Raw genomic sequence first — 945 nt, 5'->3', positions numbered from 1 at the left:
CTGTAAACGGCTTATTTTAGCTCCTGTACAGATTGCTTCTTCCAGCTTCTGAATATTTTTTTTCAATTTACGATCTCGCAAACGGTTTATCCCCCACAAGATAGGGAGGGGTACAAAAATACAGGCCCAGAGAAAAACCGGGAGGAAAAATATCAGATAACCAATACCATTCCATCTGACTCCACCCAACATCTGTGTTTCACTCAATATATGCATGAGAGACATTGCCAAAACAGGAGACCCTACAACCATTATAATGAGGAATATAGAGAGCGTGATAAGAAACTTGAGAGACGCTTTTTTATTATTTTTCAATGTATAATTTTTCAACGAAAACACCCTTGTTTTTTAAACGAAAGAAAATATAAATCCCGAGCAGAAACTGCACTTTCCCCTTTATTTTCCTCTTACTTCTTCCATAACGAACCTCATAACTGCGCCTCCATCAATCCGCATATTTAGTCCTATGAAAGCTTCCTCCGTAATGACGAATTTACCCTTCACAGACTTATCTCTCCGTAACAAACTTACCCCCATAGGCCAACTTATCCTTGTCTGTTTACCTCTTAAAGATCGTTCAAACGAGGCTTCTTTTCCTAGATCTCATAACTGCTCCATTTTTAAGAATCTCTCAAGCGCTCTGAGGCATGGTTTTATCACTTTTTTCAATTCCCTTACCATTTTGCTATAGAATTTCGAACATGTTATAATAGTGTTATACACTGCAATAATAACACCACCGTCACTGCAACAAAATGCTACCTTTGACTCATGAATGCACCTTCTTAACGAAAGAGCAAAAATCATAGCTCTGCAAACAACACAAACAAAGGATATAAAAAACTCTTCATTGTTCCCTTCTCCTGCATTCCGTGATGTCATCAGTATCTTACGGCTCCATCTTTTCTTTCAATTTCTAAATCATTTTCTTAACTGACCTATCAC

The 945-nt window shown here is 37.7% G+C and carries 1 protein-coding gene; it reads right to left on the bottom strand.

The genetic code is table 11. From position 1 onward, the window contains the following. Nucleotides 1–339: hypothetical protein (locus ACFINZ_RS10105; protein WP_375701441.1), on the bottom strand; the 339-nt coding region annotated here is incomplete at its 3' end. Between the last annotated feature and the right edge of the window lie 606 nt (nt 340–945).

The organism is Bartonella sp. AA81SXKL (assembly GCF_042196945.1).
In the GTDB taxonomy this organism is placed as follows: domain Bacteria; phylum Pseudomonadota; class Alphaproteobacteria; order Rhizobiales; family Rhizobiaceae; genus Bartonella.
This window is presented reverse-complemented; position numbering and strand designations above follow the sequence as displayed.